The 19,188-nt window shown below is 48.0% G+C and carries 14 protein-coding genes; 7 read left to right on the forward strand and 7 right to left on the reverse strand.

The features are described 5' to 3' along the window. Positions 1 to 120: 120 nt before the first annotated feature. Genes B5F25_RS02000 through mltG form a run of 3 tightly spaced genes read right to left on the reverse strand, consistent with a single transcriptional unit; the run spans position 121 to position 3,175 of the window. On the reverse strand, positions 121 to 567 hold the full coding sequence (locus tag B5F25_RS02000) for a lipocalin-like domain-containing protein (RefSeq protein WP_239473386.1): 447 nt from the start codon (positions 565 to 567) through the stop codon (positions 121 to 123). A 31-nt stretch (positions 568 to 598) separates the two neighbouring features. Continuing rightward, positions 599 to 2,089, reverse strand: a complete 1,491-nt coding sequence (locus B5F25_RS02005; RefSeq protein ID WP_087247270.1) for a capsule assembly Wzi family protein — start codon at positions 2,087 to 2,089, stop codon at positions 599 to 601. Positions 2,090 to 2,149: 60 nt separating this feature from the next. Then, positions 2,150 to 3,175 carry an endolytic transglycosylase MltG gene (gene mltG, locus B5F25_RS02010; protein WP_022040731.1) on the reverse strand — a complete coding sequence of 342 codons (1,026 nt, stop codon included), beginning with the start codon at positions 3,173 to 3,175 and terminating at the stop codon, positions 2,150 to 2,152. A gap of 640 nt (positions 3,176 to 3,815) precedes the next feature. Between mltG and B5F25_RS02020 the strand changes: the two genes are divergently transcribed. Then, positions 3,816 to 6,005: a glutamine synthetase III gene (locus B5F25_RS02020; RefSeq protein ID WP_022040729.1), complete on the forward strand. Its 2,190-nt coding sequence runs from the start codon at positions 3,816 to 3,818 to the stop codon at positions 6,003 to 6,005. A gap of 390 nt (positions 6,006 to 6,395) precedes the next feature. Here the strand turns inward: B5F25_RS02020 and B5F25_RS02025 are convergent, their stop codons facing one another. The 3 genes from B5F25_RS02025 to B5F25_RS02035 are packed head-to-tail and all read right to left on the reverse strand — an operon-like array spanning position 6,396 to position 12,128. Next, entirely contained in the window at positions 6,396 to 7,781 is a 1,386-nt protein-coding gene (locus B5F25_RS02025) for an efflux transporter outer membrane subunit (RefSeq protein ID WP_022040728.1), read from the reverse strand. 12 nt (positions 7,782 to 7,793) lie between these two features. Beyond that, positions 7,794 to 10,904, reverse strand: coding sequence for a multidrug efflux RND transporter permease subunit (locus tag B5F25_RS02030; RefSeq protein ID WP_022040727.1), 3,111 nt, complete (start codon positions 10,902 to 10,904; stop codon positions 7,794 to 7,796). 30 nt (positions 10,905 to 10,934) lie between these two features. Then, entirely contained in the window at positions 10,935 to 12,128 is a 1,194-nt protein-coding gene (locus B5F25_RS02035; protein ID WP_022040726.1) for an efflux RND transporter periplasmic adaptor subunit, read from the reverse strand. Positions 12,129 to 12,349: 221 nt separating this feature from the next. Between B5F25_RS02035 and B5F25_RS02040 the strand changes: the two genes are divergently transcribed. The 5 genes from B5F25_RS02040 to B5F25_RS02055 all read left to right on the forward strand — a co-directional run bounded on the left by B5F25_RS02040 (position 12,350) and on the right by B5F25_RS02055 (position 18,088). Beyond that, positions 12,350 to 13,735 (forward strand): threonine/serine exporter family protein, encoded by a 1,386-nt coding sequence (locus B5F25_RS02040; protein WP_022040725.1) that lies wholly within the window; start codon positions 12,350 to 12,352, stop codon positions 13,733 to 13,735. A 24-nt stretch (positions 13,736 to 13,759) separates the two neighbouring features. Next, complete coding sequence (locus B5F25_RS21025) at positions 13,760 to 14,011, forward strand: hypothetical protein (protein ID WP_140406842.1); 252 nt, start codon at positions 13,760 to 13,762, stop codon at positions 14,009 to 14,011. Between the two features lie 242 nt (positions 14,012 to 14,253). After that, entirely contained in the window at positions 14,254 to 14,967 is a 714-nt protein-coding gene (locus B5F25_RS02045; RefSeq protein ID WP_191762810.1) for a hemerythrin domain-containing protein, read from the forward strand. Further along, the gene (locus B5F25_RS02050) at positions 14,964 to 15,572 is read left to right on the forward strand and encodes a response regulator transcription factor (RefSeq protein WP_022040721.1); all 609 of its coding nucleotides are present in this window, start codon (positions 14,964 to 14,966) and stop codon (positions 15,570 to 15,572) included. Before B5F25_RS02045 ends, B5F25_RS02050 begins: the two co-directional genes overlap by 4 nt. 383 nt (positions 15,573 to 15,955) lie before the next feature. After that, positions 15,956 to 18,088: a Tex family protein gene (locus tag B5F25_RS02055; RefSeq protein WP_087247274.1), complete on the forward strand. Its 2,133-nt coding sequence runs from the start codon at positions 15,956 to 15,958 to the stop codon at positions 18,086 to 18,088. Here B5F25_RS02055 and B5F25_RS21475 read toward each other — a convergent pair. Continuing rightward, positions 18,013 to 18,303 (reverse strand): hypothetical protein, encoded by a 291-nt coding sequence (locus tag B5F25_RS21475; RefSeq protein WP_162614343.1) that lies wholly within the window; start codon positions 18,301 to 18,303, stop codon positions 18,013 to 18,015. The genes B5F25_RS02055 and B5F25_RS21475 overlap by 76 nt on opposite strands. Positions 18,304 to 18,383: 80 nt before the next feature. On the opposite strand from B5F25_RS21475, the gene nudC reads away from it, so the two are divergent. Next, entirely contained in the window at positions 18,384 to 19,187 is an 804-nt protein-coding gene (gene nudC / locus B5F25_RS02060) for an NAD(+) diphosphatase (RefSeq protein ID WP_087247277.1), read from the forward strand. Position 19,188 lies beyond the last annotated feature (1 nt).

Here is a 19,188-nt window from a genome sequence, read left to right on the forward strand (position 1 = left end):
TTTCTTTTCAGCGCTTATTTGCCGTTCGCAGACATACCGAAAAACGCAGGAAAAAGCCTCAAGCCATGAAGTCATCGGATGCTTTTTCCTGCGCGTTTAGAGTCTGTTTATTGGGGTTCATCAGAAACTGATAAATTCCAGTTTGGCGTAATCTGACTGGAGGACGAGGTGTTTCCCGTCGGCTTTCAAAACATCGAAGGTCGTTTCAAGTGAGTTGATGCCGAAAGGAAGCAGCCGCTCTACTGGAACATCTTCACCGCTGTCGCCGGTTGATTCACCACGGAAACGGAAATCTTTCATGGTTGCCTGGCTATGGTCTTCGTTCAGGTAAAAATGTCCGACGAATGTGCCGTATTTGTGCGTGCATTGCTTTTCAGCTATCTGTACAATCTGCAACTGGATGCTATAAAAGATGCGCTGGCAGTCACGGTGGACAATGCCATCGTCAAGGGTGGTAAACTGTTCCAATTTCCACATGCCTTCGATGTTTTCGTCAATAGGCTTTTTCTCGCAGGAAGCGAACAAGGCGAAGAAACACATCGCAATTAATAAATGTATGGCTTTCATATTAACAATCAAAACTTAAAAACTCACAAACTTAAAATATCTTTCCTGTTTTCCGGATTGTCAGGATACCTCCTGTAGAGTTTCCTAAATAATTTCCGCGGTCGAGTCCTACGCCTACGGTTGCGCCCCATCCTTTGGCCCATTGGGGAGTATAGCTCACCTCATAAAGCGAACTGAACTGTTTGCGTTGTTTGTCCAGCGGTGTTTGGTAGGTTCCCCAATGGCGTGCAAACGATATCAGTATGCGCCAGTTCCATTCCTCACTTGGGTCGCCTTCGATGCCTAAATGCTGGGCACGCACGCGGTTGCTCTTGAAAGTGATTTCTCCGTCTTTATTATAAATAGGCCCCGGAAGGAAAGGATTTCCCATACCTTGTCCCCAGTGCTGCCATGCCTGATAGCAATAGTTGTTGTAATAATTATCGGATGCACTGACTTGATAACCCAGTGTTCCGGCAAATTCGTCATACAGTAGCGGGCCGGTCTGTTGTTTGGTCGACATGGTTTCCCATACAATTGCGCTTAACCAACGATTCTTCGGCAGGTCTATTTCGATGCCTAGCTGTCCGTCTTTCCACCGTCCGTATTGCCATACCATTTGCGAATGGTCATCGAAATAATGGTCTAAGTAAGCACGGACCCGCCAGTCATTCAAGTAATAGGTCAAGGCAAAATTCCAGCTTCCCAAGTGGTTGCCTTCTACGTTTACTTGATCGCCCCAAGGTGTGTCGCTTCCTCCGCTCATCGGGATGAATGCCTTAAAGAAACTTTTCAGTCCGCCGGGCATGTCTACAGAGACCGTGCTGCTTCCATCGGCATTCTTCAGCATTTGTGCTCCGGCAAACTGTGCAGCCATCAGCAGTCCCAGTTCGAACTCTACCGGAAACTTTTCACGGTTCCCGATGCGGAACATCAACGACTTGCTGTGATACAGGATATGTTTGCCCCAATTGGTCTCGGGAGCTGCGAAATCTTCCTGCCAGTTCCAGTCGGTAAACGCTCCGTAAGCAAGATGCCCCTTTAAGGCAAGCCAATTGCCCGTACCAGGGATGGTGACATATTCGGGGATGTCTATTCTGACTTGCGGAACTGGCCGGGCATTCGGTCCTTCTACCATCATGCCGCTGCTCAGTCTTTCATTTTTTGTAAGTGGGAAACCCGGGCGCTCTTTGCTTCCAATGCTGAGGCGCAGGAATTTCCACGCGATGTCGGCGTACGCTTGTTGTATAACAAAACCGGAAACTTGATCGGCGGCACCTGCCAGGTCAAGTCCTGCTTCGATGCGCCAGTGGCGGTTCAGTTTTTTTCCGTAATGTAGTCCGGCTCGGATGTAGCCACTGTTTGGTTTCTGGCTGGATAGCCCATACCGGTTGGCTGTGAACCAGAGCGGTGCATACGTACCATCCGACAGATTGCCGCTTGCTTCGATGCGGTAGGTGAGGGTGGTGTCTGTTTGTTGGGCAATAGCGGGCAATGATAGGCAACCTGCTGCCAGCCATAAAGTTAGTTTTTTCCAATTCATATTGTAATTATTGAAAATGTGATGCAAAAGTAATGATTATTTAAGACAATCCGCTCAAGTTTACCGGATATTCCTTCGGTTCAATGCCTGTTGATAACGTCGGGCATTGGCAAGGTGCTGGCTCATGGTACGGGCAAAATTGTGCGTACCCGAAAAATCTTCTTTGGCACACATGTACAGATAGTCGTGATGTGAATAGTTTAATACACTTTCCAATCCTTGTATGCTGGGAATGCGGATAGGACCAGGAGGAAGTCCTTTATATATATAGGTATTATACGGGCTGTCGGTCTCCAGATGTTTGTATAGAATGCGGCGTAATCCAAATTCCTGTAATCCGAATTTAACAGTAGGGTCTGCTTGAAGCAGCATGTTTGCTTTCAGCCGGTTAATGTACAGTCCTGCCACTATCGGTTTTTCTGCTTGGTTAGCCGTTTCTTCGTCTACGATGGATGCAAGGGTACTTACCTCAGTCGGGGTAAGTCCGATAGCTTTTGCCTGTGCTGTGCGTTTTTCATTCCAGAACCGTTGATGTTCTTTCTGCATGCGTTTTATGAAATCTTTGCAACTGGTGTTCCAATATACTTCATAGGTGTTTGGAATAAATAGGGCAGGCAGGGTATAAGCGTTATATCCCAAACTGGCACAATATGTACTGTCTGTCAGGAGGCTGGCAATTGCGGTCGAATCCATCATCAATTGGTGTGAAATAGATTGGCATAGTTTTCCGATGGTGCGCACGCTGGGGATAGTGACCGATACAGGCGTTTGGTTTCCAGCTTGTAACGTCCGGAAGATTTGCCACGTACGTGCTTCTGGAGTAAACAGATAGGCTCCCGAGTGGATGTGGTTGGTATAATCACTTTGGAATGCCAGCAGGCGAAATCCTGTCAGCCTGCGTGCATGCAGCCTGTGTTCCAATTTATAGCATACAGAGTCTATGTTGTCATCATTGTCTATATATAAGAAAGTGGATTTTTCAATTCCCAGCGGTTGGTTCATTAGGCAGGCATATCCTGTTATGATGCCTGAGGCTAGGATTAGGAACAGGATGCTTCCTCCAATAAGCAGTCGTTTCTTTTTCATTTTAATTTAGTAGTTCAAATTTAGGGGCAAAGATAATACAAAAAAGCAAGATACTGGGTAAATTACGAAAACGTAATTGAAAAATAGATGAGGAACTGTTTTTGAAAAACAGTTTTGAATTATGAATTCCGCAAACAGCCAATACATACCCTTGGAAAATGAATATATACTGCATCTGCGTTTGAATATATCTCCATCCGCCTACGGATATATACTTCATCGGCAAATGAAGTACTACTGCGTTTTCAACTCAACCGGATTGGCTAATTGCGGACATGCAGATTCATTAAATTTAAGTATGTCTTAGAAACTGTTTTGAATTTATCGCCCAACACACACGAAACGAACACATCAAGCCCAAAAAAACTTTTTGTGGAAATTCAAAACAGTCCCTTTGTTTGTGAAAGTAATAAAATCGACTTCGTTTGTGTGAAATTGATAACAGAATGTTGCGGTTTTATTTCAAATTGAAAGGTTCTGATAAAATAAATGAAAATATGACTTCGTAGAGGGGGAGTATATGAATGAAAAGCCTTACTTTTGCATCAGACAAAAAGATGTTATATAATTGAATTTCGTTTCAAAAAGATTTGATTGTATAGAAATATGTGAACAAATAACAACTAATTATTGAGGTATTATGTCAACTTTAAGATTCAGGGTAGTAGAAAAGGCATTCCAGGCGAAGCCTTTTGATGTACCGGCTCCAAAGGAGCGCCCGAGTGAATATTTCGGGAAATACGTGTTCAATCGGGAAAAGATGTTTAAGTATCTTCCCAGCAAAGTGTACGAGAAGCTGGTAGATGCAATGGATAACGGCGCGACACTAGACCGCAGCATTGCCGATGCTGTAGCAGCAGGAATGAAACAGTGGGCAAGCGAATTAGGGGCTACTCACTATACACACTGGTTCCAACCGCTTACGGAAGGGACTGCAGAGAAGCACGATGCCTTTGTGGAACACGATGGCAAGGGAGGTATGATGGAAGAGTTTTCCGGAAAATTGCTGGTACAGCAGGAACCGGATGCTTCTTCGTTCCCTAATGGCGGTATCCGTAATACTTTCGAGGCGCGTGGTTATAGTGCGTGGGATCCCTCGTCGCCGGTATTTGTGGTAGACGACACCTTGTGTATTCCTACCGTGTTCATCGCTTATACGGGCGAATCGCTTGACTATAAGGCTCCGTTGTTGAAAGCACTGCGTGCAGTCAATAAGGCAGCGGTAGATGTATGCCATTATTTCGATCCGAATGTGAAGAAAGTTTCGGCATACCTGGGATGGGAGCAGGAATATTTCCTGGTAGATGAAGGCTTGTATGCCGCACGACCCGATTTATTGCTGACCGGGCGTACGTTGATGGGACACGAGGCTTCGAAGAACCAACAGCTGGAAGACCATTATTTCGGTGCCATCCCGACCCGCGTGGCTGCTTTTATGAAAGATTTGGAAATTCAGGCATTAGAACTGGGAATACCCGTCAAGACCCGTCATAATGAAGTGGCTCCCAACCAGTTTGAACTGGCACCTATCTTTGAGGAGTGCAACCTTGCCGTAGACCATAACATGCTGATTATGTCGCTGATGCGTAAAGTAGCACGTACGCACGGATTCCGTGTGCTGCTTCATGAAAAACCCTTCAAGGGAGTAAATGGTTCGGGGAAGCACAACAACTGGTCATTGGGGACTGATACAGGTGTATTGCTGATGGCACCAGGTAAGACTCCCGAGGAGAACTTGCGCTTTATAACTTTTATTGTCAACACACTGATGGCGGTGTACCGTCACAACGGTTTGCTGAAGGCCTCTATCATGAGCGCTACGAATGCCCATCGTTTGGGAGCCAACGAAGCACCTCCTGCCATTATCTCTTCTTTCCTCGGCACACAGCTTAGCAAAGTACTTGATCACATGGAGGAAAGCTCGACCGATGACTTGATAGCTCTTGGCGGCAAGCACGGCATGAAACTGGACATCCCGCAGATTCCCGAATTGCTGATTGATAATACCGACCGTAACCGTACTTCCCCCTTTGCTTTTACGGGCAACCGTTTCGAGTTCCGTGCGGTAGGCTCGGAGGCTAACTGTGCCAGCGCAATGATTGCATTGAATACTGCCGTAGCAGAGCAGCTGGTAGAGTTTAAACAAAAGGTAGACGAACTTATAGAGAAAGGTGAACCGAAAGTGTCTGCCCTCATTCAGGTTATCCGTGAATACATCAAGGCTTCGAAGCCTATCCGTTTTGACGGTAATGGCTACAGTGAAGAGTGGAAAGCGGAAGCGGCACGTCGCGGCCTGGATTGCGAAACCAGTTGTCCGGTTATTTTCGACCAGTATCTGACACCTGCTTCGGTGAAGATGTTCGAGTCGCAGGGTGTGATGACACAGAAAGAACTGGAGGCGCGTAACGAAGTGAAATGGGAAACGTATACAAAGAAGATTCAGATTGAGGCACGTGTATTAGGCGATTTGGTGATGAACCATGTGGTGCCGGTCGCCATCGAATACCAAAGCAAGCTGATAGATAATGTGTACAAGATGAAGGGACTGTTTCCAGCTGAAGAGGCAGAGAAGCTTTCTGCCGAGAACGTTGCCATCATCCGGAAGATTTCGGAGCATACGTCTTATATCAAAGAGCACGTGGATACGATGATAGAAGCGCGTAAAGTGGCAAATAAAATTGTGGACGAGCGTGAAAAGGCCGTGGCTTACCATGACACCATTGCGCCGATGCTGGAACAGATACGTTACCACATCGACAAATTGGAACTGATAGTAGACGATCAGATGTGGACGCTGCCTAAATATAGAGAGCTGTTATTCATTAGATAATATCATTAAATTTACCTCTAATTTCCTTATTGGTTGTTTGATGAAAGCGAGTCGGGGTCTCCGCGAGGAGGTTCCGGCTTTGTTCTTTAAAATTTTTGAGGCTTTGTTTTTGTCTGCATTTCAGAGGCATTGATTGAAGCATGCCTTTTGATGAACATAAGTGAGTTGGGTGTTTCACATAAGTAACTTGGGCGTTTCACATAAGTAAGTCAGTCGTATCACTTATGTTCGTTTGAGAAGGCATTTATAGTGTTGCATTTCCTTGAACCTTTCACACCGTTTCCGTAGAGATGATGAGGGTGTATCAAAATAAAAATCAACTTTCATTTTGATACACCTTCTATAATGACATCGACAAAATGCATCAATAAATGCTGCGGAAGTATAATGTCAGTTTTTCCATCCACCTCCTAATGCTTTGTATAGGCGGACAACGGTGATTTGCTTGTCACGTACAGCATTGCTAAGTCCGATTTGCGCATTAAGATAACCACGCTGTGCATCCAGCAGGTCCATATAGCCGATCACACCATTGATGTATTGCAGCTGAGCGAGATCGAGGGTACTTTTCGATGCTTGTTCCAAGCGGAGGCGGGTTTCATAGATTTCCTTGCTTTTGTTGAAGTCGGCAATGGCATTGTAGGCTTCTTTAAAAGCGTTGAGCACTACTTTCTCATAGGCTTGGGTAGCTCCTTCCAAAGCGGCTTTTTGTGCTTTCAGTCGGGCACGGTTCTTACCCCAACTGAAGACCGGTTGTAGTAGGTTGGCACTGAGCAGGTGCCAGGGAGATTTCAGCAGTTCGCTGAGCACATCGCTCTCGCCTCCGTAGCTGGCATTCAAGGTCAGACTGGGGAACAGGCTGGTGAAGGCAATACCTACCTCGGCATTGGCTGCTATCAGTGCCTGTTCTGCTTCGCGGATGTCGGGGCGGCGTTCCAATAGGCTGGACGGCAGCCCTACAGGCAGACTGGCTGGCAACAATACGTCTTCGGGCAATGCTGTGCGCCGGATGTGGTGTGGATAGTCACCGGTCAGGAAAGCTATGTCGTTTTCTTTTAACGTAATCTGACGTTCAAGGTCGGGAACCAGTGTGGCTGTACGTGCCAATTCCACTTGTGCTTGCCGGAAGGCGGTTTCTGAAGTCAGTCCTCCTTCGTAGCGGATGCGTGCCAGGTGGAGACTTTCGCGTCGCGCATCTACGGTTTGGCGCACGATGGCAAGTTCATTGTCGAGGGCCACCAGTTCGAAGTAGGTTTGTGCCACTTCGGCTACCAGGCTCATTTTCAATGCCCGTTGGTTTTCTATTGACCCGATGAGGTCGGCTACGCTTTTGTCTTTTGCCCAACGCAGTTTACCCCAAAGGTCAATTTCCCAGCTCATGGTACCTTTCAGGTCGAATTCGTCGTCTTGTGAGTAGTGATTGCCACCATAGTTTTCCCGTTCACGCTCGGCGTAGACGCGCAGTCCGATTTGGGGCAGCATATCTCCGATGGCAATGCGCTTACGTGCTGCCAGTTCCTTCACCCGTGAGGCAGCTATCAGCATGTCCTTGTTGTAGGTCAGTGTTTTGCGTATCAGTGCCTGCAGGGTCGTGTCGGTATAGATTTTTTCCCAGGCGTAGTCACCTATTGAAGCGGTGTCTACGCTAAGACTGTCCAGGGTATGGGGCAGGTTCAGTTCGGGACGTGAATAATGTTTCCCTATCTGGCAACTAGCCAAGAGTGAGGTTGCCAAGATGATGCAAAGGAAATAATATGTGAGTTTTGTTACTTTCATAGGTTGCAGCAATTAATGAGTATGTTTCACTTTGAGTTTGTTTTTTGCCTTGTAAATCATCACGAAGAAGAAAGGAACCAGGAAAATACCTACTGTTACAGCCACAATCATTCCGAAGAATACGCCCGTGCCGATGGCTTGACGGCTGGCAGAACCCGGTCCGCTTGCAATGACCAGTGGCACCATGCCCAAAATAAAGGCGAGTGAGGTCATCAGGATGGGACGGAAACGTAAATGTGATGCGTGCAGCGCAGCTTCTATTACATCTTTTCCTTTGTCTACTTCGTCTTTGGCAAACTCTACAATCAGGATGGCGTTTTTGGCAGCCAGTCCGACCAGCATTACCAGGCCAATCTGGAAATACGTATCATTTTCCAATCCGCATAAGGCGACACCGGCATATGCTCCCAAAGCGGCTACCGGCAAGGAGAGCAGTACAGCGACTGGCACGCTCCAGCTTTCATACAGGGCTGCCAGGAAAAGGAAGACGAAGAGGAATACCAGTGTCAGAATCATACCGGTCTGTCCGCCTGCCTGTTTTTCCTGGTAGGAAAGTCCACTCCATTCTACTCCGATGTTGTCGGGCAGATGTTCTTTAGCCAGTTGCTCGATAAGTTCCATTGCTTGTCCTGAACTGTAACCGTGGGCGGCTGTTCCGCGGATGATGGCGGTGTTGAACATATTAAAACGTTTGATACTTCCGGGACCGGTGGTATATTCGGTATTGCCCAATGCCGTTAATGGAATCATATCGCCGGAACTTCCCCGCACGAAAAACAGGTTGATGTTGTCACGATGTTCACGGTAAGGTGCTTCAGCCTGGATGTACACACGGTAGATACGGTTGAACATATTGAAGTCGTTCACATAAAGCGATCCGGTATAAGCTTTCATTGTTGTGAAAACATCGGCCATCGGTACGCCCGACAATTTTACTTTGTCACGGTCTACGTCGAAATAAAGTTGAGGGATTTCCGCCTGCAATGAAGACGACAGTCCACTCAGCTCTTTGCGTTGCGAGGCGTAGTACATAAGCGTGTCTGCAGCAGCCACCAGATTGTCGTACGTAGCATCTCCACGGGCTTCCAGCTGCATTTCAAAACCTCCGGAGGTACCTAAGCCGGGAATGACAGGTGGTGTGGAGAGGTAAACCTTGCATTCTGGGTATTTCTTGAACTCGTTCTGCACATCTGCCATAATTTGTTCAATGGTAGTGTTGTCACGTTCTTTCCATTCTTTCAAGATGACCGTAAGCGTGGTGCGTGCCTGGCTGGTACCGACACGCGGGCTGGAACCTGCTACGCTTTGTACATATTCTACAGCAGGATCTTTCATCAGGAAGGCTACGGCACGGTTGGTAATTTCGCGGGTACGTTCCAGTGTAGTACCTTCTGGCATTTCCAGTTCGACGGTGAAATATCCCTGGTCTTCCGTTGGGAGAAAACTGGTTGGTATCAGCCGGTAGAGCACGAATATGAAAACGATGACCATACCGAATCCTGCCGTCACGCGTTTAGGGTTTTTGATGAGCCGGCTGATGCCGCCTACATATTTATGATTGCCTATGTCCAGCCATTTGTTGATAGCCCGGAACACACGGTTCTTGGGTTTGTTCGGGTCTTGTGGACGTAGAATCAGTGAGCACATCACAGGGCTGAGTGTCAGTGCCACGACGGTGGATAGCAGTACAGATACTGCAATGGTGATACTGAACTGTCGATACAATTGTCCTGAAATGCCGGAAAGGAAGCTGACCGGAACAAATACGGCAGCCAGTACCATAGAGGTGGCAATCAAGGCTCCGGTCAGACCGTCCATTGCTTTTTTGGTAGCTTCGTAAGGGCTGAGGTGTTCTTCTTCCATAATACGTTCTACGTTTTCGACTACTACGATGGCATCATCCACTACCAGTCCGATGGCCAGTACCAAACCTAGCAGGGTCAGGATGTTCAACGAAAAGCCGAAAATGAGCATAAAGCCGAAAGTACCGATCAATGAGATAGGAACGGCTATGGTAGGAATCAGAGTCGCACGCCAACTTTGTAGCGAAAGGAACACTACCACGATGACGAGGAACAAGGCTTCGAACAGGGTCTTGTATACTTCGTGGATGGATTCGGATATATAAGATGTCATGTCGAAAGGTACTTCGTATTTCATGCCTTCCGGAAAATTCTTGCTGATTTCATCCATGGCGGCTTTCACACGTTCTGCTACTTCCATGGCGTTGGCACCTGGCAGCATGTAGACTCCTAATACGGCGGCATTGCCTCCGTTGATACCACTCTCAGTATTGTATGACTGGGCTTCGAGCGATACACGCGCCACGTCCCGCATGCGTATCAGTGAACCGTCGGGGTTGGCACGCAATACGATTTCTTCGAATTGGGCAGCACTTGACAGACGCCCTTGTGCCGTTATCGGGATAGTAATGTCGAGACCGGTAACGGGTTGTTGTCCCAATACACCGGCAGCCGATTCACGGTTCTGGTCTTTCAAGGCATTTTGTACGTCTTGTACGGTGAGACCGAAATTGGCAAGACGGGCAGGGTCCAGCCAGATTTGCATGGCATAGTAGCGGCTTCCGATGTTGGATACGCGTCCTACTCCCGGTATACGGCGCAGCAGGTCGAGTACATTCAAGGTAGCAAAATTACTCAAGTAGATTTCGTCAAACTTGGGATCGCTTGAAGTCAGGCAGATAGTCATCAGCTGGCTGGCGGCTTGTTTCTCGATTTCGATACCATTCTGTACCACTTCGGCTGGCAGACGTGATTCAGCCAGTTTGATGCGGTTCTGGATTTCCACGGCAGCAAGGTCGGGGTCTGCCGAGATGTCAAAGGTGACTGTTGCCGAGAATCCTCCGGAATTGGAACTGTTCGACTCCATATAAAGCATGCCTGGTGTACCGTTCAGTTCTTGTTCTATCGGGGTTGCGACGGCTTGTGATACCGTGAGTGCGCTCGCACCCGGATAAGATGCACTGATTTTTACCACAGGTGGCGTAATTTGCGGATATTGGTCGATAGGCAGCATGGTAAGTCCGATGACACCGATGATGACTATCAATATAGAGATGACGATTGAAAAGACTGGCCGGTCGATAAAGAAACTTACTTTCATTTTGTGAATACGTTTTGGTGATTGTGCGATTTATTCATCCTTATTTTCTTCTTCTTTTTCTATCGGGGCTGTGCCTATACGCATCTTGATGCCCGGGCTCAGCTTGTGGTAACCTTCTACTACAATGTTTTCTCCCGGTATCAGTCCGCGTTCTACTACTGCATTGTTGCCAAATTCCGGTCCCAATTCGATGAAACGTTTTTCAGCTGTAGAGTCTTTGCGCATCACGTAGATATATGCACCTCCCTTTTCAATAATCAATGCTTTTTGGGGAACTACTGTGGCATTTTCGCGTACGTCGAGCAGCAGCTTTACTTTTGTAAACTGTCCGGGCAGCAATACATGTTCGGGATTGCTCATTTCTGCACGTACGGAGAATGTTCCGGTTTTGGGGTCTACCTGCGGTTCGGCGAAGTCTACCAGTCCTTTGTAAGGATATACCGTGTTGTCGGGGAGGGTGATAGTGACAGTTGGTTGCCAAGAACGGGTAGAATCTTTCTGGCCGATGATGATGTTCCGTTCCTTGCTTTTCAGGTAATCGAGTGCTGTCATGCTGAAATCCACCAATACGGTATCACTTTTTACGATGGTGGCCAGCAGAGACTTGCCTGATGTGCCGACCAAGGTACCGAGGTCGACGTGACGTTCGCTGATTTGTCCGGTTATCGGCGAACGCACTACGGTGTAGCTTAGTTCCTGTTCTGCCTGGTCAAGGTCTGCCTGGCTCATGCCTACGCTGGCTACAGCGGTTTCGTAGGCAGCCGTGGCGTTGTCAAGGTCCAATTGGCTGGCAGCCCGTTGTTCATAAAGCGGGCGGATACGGTTCAGGTCGCGCTCTGCCTTGCGTGCCGTTGCTTCGTCTTTTTTCAGTTGGGCACGTGCCTTATCCACTTTGGCTTGGTATTGGTCTTGATTGATGATGAACAGGACTTGATTGCGTTTTACTTGTGTTCCTTCCTCGAACAGCATTTGTTCCAGAAAGCCTTCCACGCGTGCGCGTACCTCTACAAATTGTTGGGCGCGTATGCGTCCGACATATTCGCCGTAAATCTCTACGTCTTGTTGTTGAGCCGGAGCTACACTGACAATAGGCGCTTCTGGTTCTGTCTTTTTCTCTCGTGTCAGGAACAGGTATATTCCTATAATTACAACGACACCGATAATGGTGTAGATGGTTTGTTTTTTCTTCAGTTTCAAATCTTTCTTTGTTAAAAAGCGTCTCATACGAATTTTAAGTTTATGGGTTAGATGCCGTAAAGGACAAACAATACTTGTGCCAAAGATACGATAAATTTTTATATATTGAGAATCAGAAAGCTAAATCCTGCATGCAAATTTGTGTCTTGGGGAATTTCTGGCGAAGATTGTGGAATTTCTCTACACTGAGATAGCGGGAACTAGGGATATTTTTCATACCTTTGCGGCCGGAATTAAATTTAGACAAAATGAATTTAGAGGAACATTTAGAAACGACTTTGAAAGCCCACGACCAGATGTTGCATCGTCGGGTAGACCTTTTGCTCCGTACCGGAAAGCTTTTGGTGGAAAGTTTGGCGGATACCAACCGGATTATGAGAAACATGAAGCGGACAGCCGCTTATCTGGGTATTCCGGAAGAGAAACTGCATATCAACATCGGATTTACGATGTTGATGGTGAATGTGAGTGATGAAAACTTTTCGTTCACCAAATTTCAGCGTATCAACGGACATGGAGTGAACATGACTGCCATTTCGGAAGTGAGCAAACTTTCCTGGAGGGCGATAGAGAACGATTATACGCTCGACCAATATGAGGAGGAGCTGGAAAAAATCCGTACCAAGAAACGGAACTATACTCCTTTGCAGACAGCTGTCGGTGCCGGATTTGCCTGTGGCGGATTCTGCATTCAGTTCGGATGCGACTGGATGGCATTCTTGTATGCTTCAATTGCAGCGATTATCGGTATGCGCGTGCGTCAGAAATGTAATGAGTCAGGTCTGAATGGCTATGTGGGTATTGCTATTGCGGCTTTTGTTGCCACTATGATTGCATGGGCTTCTACTTACCTTCCCGAAACGTGGACTAATACACCTTGGCATCCGCTGTTGGCGTGTGCTTTGTTTATCGTTCCAGGAGTTCCTTTGATAAATTTTGTGGATGATATGCTCGACAATTTTATCCAGGTGGGTATTGTGCGGGCTGTCAATACGCTTCTGATGATGGGAGCCATGGCTTTTGGTATTGCATTTGCTGTGAAATTGTGTGCCATCGACAACTTTTTCCCGACCATCAGCATGGTGCCGCACCACGAGTATTGGGAATATGCCTTGGCGGCTGCCATTTCGGCAATGGGATTCTCTATGATTTTTAACATTCAGCGTCGTTTGCTTTGGGTAGTAGCTATCGGAGGTATTTTGGCTGTTTGTACACGTAACTTTGTCAATCTTGGACCGAGTACCAACAACATCGGTCTGGACATGGGATTGGTGGTCGGTTCGTTCACCGGTGCTTTGCTGGTCAGCCTGATAGCTGTAAAGGCGGTTCACTGGTTTCATGTCCCCAATCACGTACTGACCATTCCTTCGGTTATCCCGATGATTCCGGGAGTATTGATGTATCGAATGCTTTTCGGGCTCATCAATATGAATGTGCAGAATCTTGAAGGGGTTACTCCGTTGATGAAAGCTATTGAAAGTGGAGTAAATTCGGGATTGGTTATTCTTTGCATTTCCGTGGGGGTTGCTATCCCGAATATTTTTGGTCGTAAGTATATTGCTTCGTCCAAGAACAAACATTTGGCGGAAATATTGGAAGAACGCCACAAGCGGGGAAAGTTTGTCGAATGGTAAAGCTTTTTTGATAAAGAATGAAGTATGAAGAATGAAGAATTGTTTCGCCTGGAATTCTTCATTCTTCATTTTTATACTTTGAGCGGTGTGCAATTGTGCATTTTTAATGGGATACACACTGTCGGTGTCACTCCTGTTGCCAGTGTCACGCTGGATCGCCAATCCGCTTCTTCAATTACGCCGGGTTACACATCCGGCATGACAAGCAGGCTTTGGTCTTTCCGCAATATAGCTGCGCCGTTTGTAAGATTATTAATCTTACAGCGTGAAGATTAATAATCTTTCGGCATGAAGATTAATAATCTTACAAGCAAGGCAGCTATGCGGATTGGATTTTCAGACTAAACTGATGTTCTGGTTTGGCTTGGAAAAGCAACCGATGGACATAAAATGTATGGGCGTAAATCCGGCTTGACAAATATGACAAGCGACAAAAATGCACACGTTAATAAATATACCTATAAATGGGGATTGACCGATTCCCGTGGATTGTCTTACTTTGCAAACAGAAATCAATTATGAATTCATTTTTTGTTATGTGTAAACCCAAAACATATAAGCCGACCGATAAGATGAGCGACTTGATCTGTGAGAATTATGCGTTGCTGCAGGTGTTGAGCCGTTTTGGAGTATCTTTAGGATTTGGTGACAAGTCTGTTCAGGAAGTATGTGACATGAACGGGGTGGATTGTCCCACATTTCTGATTGTGGTTAATTTTCTGACAGAGGAGAACGACCGGATGCAGGACCATCTGGCACGACTTTCTGTGCCGGCATTGATGGATTATTTGCAACGTGCCCATTCGTATTTCCTCGATTTTCAGCTCCCCTCTATCCGGAAGAAGTTAATAGAAGCAATTGACTTTTCATTAAGCGACAAGGTATCGTATCTGATTCTTCAGTTCTTTGACGATTATGTGGGAGAAGTGAGGAAACACATGGAATATGAGAATAAACAAGTCTTTACTTATGTGAGAGATTTGTTGGAAGGAAAGAAGACTGAAGAATTCAGCATCGGAGTGTTTGCCCGTCATCATGACCAAATTAATGTTAAGTTGACCGAGTTGAAAAATATTATTATCAAATACTATCCGGCCAATGGAGACAATCAATTGTTGAATGCAACATTATTTGACATATTTTGTTGTGAAGAGGATCTGGCATCGCACAATCGGGTGGAAGATTACCTGTTCGTCCCTGCTATAATGGAGTTGGAAAAGGGGGTAAAATGAAATCAGAGGAAAACATACTGGTGGCTGTAGCCGAGACTTCAGTCATTGTCCGGAGCGGGTTGGTTACAGTGCTGAAACGTTTGCCGGACCTGAATGTTCAGACTGTGGAAGTAACATCGCAAGAAGGTTTGCAACACTGTATGGAAGCGCATAGCCCGCAATTGCTGATAATAAATCCACAGTTCGAAGGCTGGTTCGATGTAGAGGCTTTCAGAGAATGTTACCAATCATTGGACATTAAATTGGTAGCTTTGTTGAGTTCGTTTGTTGATTCGAACCGTTTGAAGGGATATGATGAGAGTATCAATCTGTTCGAAGATATAGAATCATTGGAAAAGAAGATTTCGGTGTTGATGAATTTTACAGACGATGAAGATGCCGATCAGGATGCCTTGAGTCAGCGGGAGAAAGAAATTATCTGCTGTGTGGTGCGCGGAATGACCAACAAGGAAATAGCCGAGAAACTTTTCATTTCGGTACATACGGTCATTACGCACCGGCGAAACATCACCCGTAAGCTGCAGATACATTCGGCGGCAGGTCTGACAATTTATGCCATTGTCAACAAGTTGGTTGAGTTAAGCGAGGTAAAGATGAAGTTGTAATTGGACTATTGTTTGGAATGTTTCTAAAATACCTATATGTAGGTATTGTCTGAATGTCTGAAAGCCGGTATCTTTGCATCGTTAGTCATATGAAATTACGTAAACCACAAAAGTAAAAAGTTAGTTATTAGTTGGGCACTCCCTGCGAAGTGATTCGCGGGGAGTACGCGCATATAGGGGGTAATTTTCTTTCCGATATCGGATAATTCTTTCTGCCAATAAAGATAATCAGTGTCTTTTCTTCAGATAGCTGTTGTTTGCTTTATCACAGAAGCGAAAATGCTTTAAAAACCCATTCCTAATCAGCACATGATAAATTAAAATAGTCGATTATCAATTGAAAACTCTTATCTTTGCCATCCGAAAATACAGAACGACGAATTATGGAAAACTTCAGCGAAATGATAGCACGGGCACTCAAGCTGCCCGCGCATCGCGTAGAAAATACATTGAAACTATTGGAGGGCGGCGCCACCATCCCCTTTATCAGCCGCTACCGCAAGGAAGCCACCGGCGGAATGGACGAGGTGCAGATTGGCGAGATACAGGCGCGTAACGAGAAGTTGCGCGAGTTGGCGAAACGGAAAGAAACCGTGCTCTCTACCATTGAGGGGCAGGGAAAGCTTATCCCTGAACTCCGTGCGCGGATAGATGCCTGCTGGGATGCCACGGAACTGGAAGACATTTACCTGCCCTACAAGCCCAAGCGCAAGACACGTGCCGAAATGGCGCGCCAGAAAGGGCTGGAACCGCTGGCGGCGCTGCTTCTGATACAGCGCGAGAACCGTTTGGACGCACGTGTGCATGCCTTCGTAAAAGGCGAGGTGAAGGATGAGGAAGAGGCCTTGAAAGGGGCGCGTGACATCATCGCCGAGCAGGTGAGCGAAGACGAACGGGCACGCAGCCTGGTGCGCGGATGTTTCGCCCGGCGGGGAGTCATCGTTTCGAAGGTGGTGAAGGGAAAAGAGGCGGACGAGGCGGCGCAGAAGTACCGCGACTATTTCGATTTTTCCGAATCTTTGAAGCGTTGTTCTTCGCACCGCCTGCTTGCCTTGCGGAGAGGGGAGGCGGAAGGCATCCTGAAGGTGAGCATCACGCCCGAAGACGACGAGGAATGCATCCGGGGGCTGGAGCGCCGCTACGTGAAGGGCGGCAATGCCTGTTCGGCGCAGGTGGCAGAGGCGGTGGCGGACGCTTACAAGCGTTTGCTTAAGCCGGCTATCGAGACCGAGTTTTCCGGCACCAGCAAGGAGCGTGCCGATGAGGAAGCCATCCGCGTGTTTGCCGAAAACCTGCGCCAGCTGCTGCTTGCTCCTCCGTTGGGGCAGAAGCGGGTGATGGGCATCGACCCCGGATACCGCACGGGATGCAAGGTGGTCTGCCTCGACGCGCAAGGCGCCCTGCTCTGCAACGATACGGTCTATCCGCATCCGCCGAAATCCGAGCGGCAGGCGGCGGCACGCAAGCTGACGACGCTGGTGGAGCAATATAAGGTGGAGGCGATAGCCATCGGCAACGGCACGGCGAGCCGGGAGACAGAACAGTTTGTCAATGCGTTGCGCTTCGGGCGCGAGGTGCAAGTGTTTGTGGTAAGCGAGGACGGGGCTTCCGTTTATTCGGCTTCGAAGACCGCCCGCGAGGAATTTCCCGACTATGATGTGACGGTGCGCGGGGCTGTGTCTATCGGCAGGAGGCTGATAGACCCGCTTGCCGAACTGGTGAAAATCGATGCCAAGTCTATCGGGGTGGGGCAGTACCAGCACGATGTGGACCAGACGAAGCTGAAAGCGGCACTCGACCGCACCGTGGAGAGCTGCGTCAACTTGGTGGGCGTGAATGTCAATACGGCAAGCCGGCATCTGCTTACGTATGTGTCAGGGCTGGGCCCGGCATTGGCGCAGAACATCGTGGACTACCGTACCGCTCACGGACCTTTCCGCTCGCGGAAGGAGCTGCTGGACGTGCCCCGTATGGGGGCGAAGGCGTTCGAGCAATGTGCGGGTTTCCTCCGCATCCCGAACGCTGGCAATCCCCTCGATAATTCGGCGGTGCATCCTGAAAGCTATCCCATTGTAGAGCAGATGGCGAAAGACCTGAAATGTGCCGTCTCCGACTTGATAGCGGACAAGTCGCTCCGTGAGCGTATCCGGATGGAAGACTATGTGACAGACGAGGTAGGCATCCCCACCTTGACCGATATCCTGCACGAGCTGGAGAAGCCGGGACGCGACCCGCGCAAGCGGTTGGAGGCATTCTGTTTCGACCCTAACGTGCATACTCTTGACGACCTGTGCGAGGGTATGGAACTGCCGGGCATCGTGACCAACATCACCAACTTCGGGTGCTTCGTGGATATCGGCATCAAGGAAAAAGGGCTGGTGCACGTATCCCAGCTTGCCAGTCATTTTGTGAACGACCCCACCACCGTGGTAAGCATCCATCAGCAGGTACGTGTGCGGGTGTTGAGCGTAGACAGGGAGCGCAAGCGCATCCAACTGACAATGAAAGAAAAATGATTGATTTTTTTCACCACACGAGGACGCAGAGGAACACAGAGTTTTTTAGAAGCTGTTTTGAATTTCTCCAAAAAGTTTTTCTTGGCTTGATGTATTCGTTTTCGTGTGTGCTTTGGGCGATTTTTTGGTCCTTTCCGCTCCTGTTCTTCGTCAGATAGCCCGCTATCTTCCTCATCACAGAAGCGAAAATGCCTCAAAAACTCATCCCAAATCATCGCACGATAAATTCAAAACAGCTTCTTAAATTTTTCCTCTGTGTCCTCTGTGGTGAAATATATGACAAATAGGAATAATTATGGAAGAACAAATAGAGAACAATTGTTATTGGTTTGCTTTTTACGAAGGGCAGGTGTTGATTGAGAAACGGGCCGGCGGGTGGCATATCCCCGTAGGCACAGAGCCGCCGGCAGCTATACCCGAAGGGAGTACCGTGCACGAGATAGGCGTGATGGACGGGTGTGCGGCAAAGGCATACGCTTTGGCGGCGCCCATAGAAGGGGATGATGAAAGTCCCCGTCGGATGAAAGACCTGCGTGCCTCGTTCGACGTATTGCCCTGGGACGAATACCGGATGGCGGGGAAAGCCTCAGAGATACTGACGTGGGACCGCGACAGCAGGTTCTGTCCCCGTTGCGGAGCGCCTGCCGGACAGGTGGCGCCCATTGCCAAGCGGTGTCCCGTGTGCGGTATGGAAATTTATCCGCGCATATCGCCTGCCATCATTGTGCTCATCAAGCGGGGCGAGGACGAAGTGCTCCTGGTGCATGCGCGCAATTTCCGTGGCACCTTCAAGGGGCTGGTAGCGGGATTTCTCGAGCCGGGCGAAACGCTCGAAGAATGTGTGCGGCGCGAAGTGATGGAGGAAACGGGGCTTACCATCAAGAACCTGAAATACTTCGGGAGCCAGCCGTGGCCCTATCCCAGCGGCATTATGATAGGCTATTCCGCCGAGTACGAGAGCGGCACCATCAAGCTTCAGGATGAAGAACTGAGTGCGGGAGCCTTCTACCACAAATCGTGCCTGCCCGAGATTCCCAAGAAACTGAGCATAGCCCGCCGGCTGATAGACGCTTGGCTGGAAGGAAAACTTAATGACTAAA

The sequence above is a fragment of the Bacteroides sp. An19 genome (assembly GCF_002160215.1).
Classification (GTDB): Bacteria; Bacteroidota; Bacteroidia; order Bacteroidales; family Bacteroidaceae; genus Phocaeicola; species Phocaeicola intestinalis.

Coding starts and splice junctions, on each gene's coding strand:
- B5F25_RS02000 (WP_239473386.1), bottom strand. CDS start 567: ATGAAAGCCATACATTTATTAATTGCGATGTGTTTCTTCGCCTTGTTC.
- B5F25_RS02005 (WP_087247270.1), bottom strand. CDS start 2,089: ATGAATTGGAAAAAACTAACTTTATGGCTGGCAGCAGGTTGCCTATCA.
- mltG (WP_022040731.1), bottom strand. CDS start 3,175: ATGAAAAAGAAACGACTGCTTATTGGAGGAAGCATCCTGTTCCTAATC.
- B5F25_RS02020 (WP_022040729.1), top strand. CDS start 3,816: ATGTCAACTTTAAGATTCAGGGTAGTAGAAAAGGCATTCCAGGCGAAG.
- B5F25_RS02025 (WP_022040728.1), bottom strand. CDS start 7,781: ATGAAAGTAACAAAACTCACATATTATTTCCTTTGCATCATCTTGGCA.
- B5F25_RS02030 (WP_022040727.1), bottom strand. CDS start 10,904: ATGAAAGTAAGTTTCTTTATCGACCGGCCAGTCTTTTCAATCGTCATC.
- B5F25_RS02035 (WP_022040726.1), bottom strand. CDS start 12,128: ATGAGACGCTTTTTAACAAAGAAAGATTTGAAACTGAAGAAAAAACAA.
- B5F25_RS02040 (WP_022040725.1), top strand. CDS start 12,350: ATGAATTTAGAGGAACATTTAGAAACGACTTTGAAAGCCCACGACCAG.
- B5F25_RS21025 (WP_140406842.1), top strand. CDS start 13,760: ATGAAGAATGAAGAATTGTTTCGCCTGGAATTCTTCATTCTTCATTTT.
- B5F25_RS02045 (WP_191762810.1), top strand. CDS start 14,254: ATGAATTCATTTTTTGTTATGTGTAAACCCAAAACATATAAGCCGACC.
- B5F25_RS02050 (WP_022040721.1), top strand. CDS start 14,964: ATGAAATCAGAGGAAAACATACTGGTGGCTGTAGCCGAGACTTCAGTC.
- B5F25_RS02055 (WP_087247274.1), top strand. CDS start 15,956: ATGGAAAACTTCAGCGAAATGATAGCACGGGCACTCAAGCTGCCCGCG.
- B5F25_RS21475 (WP_162614343.1), bottom strand. CDS start 18,303: ATGATTTGGGATGAGTTTTTGAGGCATTTTCGCTTCTGTGATGAGGAA.
- nudC (WP_087247277.1), top strand. CDS start 18,384: ATGGAAGAACAAATAGAGAACAATTGTTATTGGTTTGCTTTTTACGAA.